The sequence below is a fragment of the uncultured Microbulbifer sp. genome (genome assembly GCF_947489355.1).
In the GTDB taxonomy this organism is placed as follows: domain Bacteria; phylum Pseudomonadota; class Gammaproteobacteria; order Pseudomonadales; family Cellvibrionaceae; genus Microbulbifer.
The window spans coordinates 1-253 of record NZ_CANLDD010000238.1 but is presented as its reverse complement, the minus strand read 5'-3'; the positions used below and the strand labels follow the sequence as shown (position 1 = coordinate 253).

At 55.7% G+C, this 253-nt stretch carries 1 protein-coding gene; it reads right to left on the bottom strand.

What is annotated here, in order from left to right:
* On the bottom strand, window positions 1-253 hold a 253-nt coding region (locus tag Q1A48_RS21600), incomplete at both ends, for an IS3 family transposase (RefSeq protein WP_299948951.1).

The following is a 253-nucleotide window of genomic DNA, read 5'->3' as shown; positions in this document are numbered from 1 at the left end:
CATTGAAGTTCTGCTTCAGTAGATTGGAAGCCACCGGCAGATTGTGCTTCGAGGAGGTAGTGGCCTTATACTTCTTGGCTGCCTTAGCCCGCAGCCCCTGCCGCCGCATGCTGGCAGCAACTGTCTTACGGTTATACACATTACCTCGGCTTGCCAGTTCCTTTGTCAGCCGCGGAGCGCCACTGCGTTTTTTGCTGGCCGTAAAACACTCCTGTACCTGGCGATCCAGCTGGTCCCGATGTTGCTGTCGCTT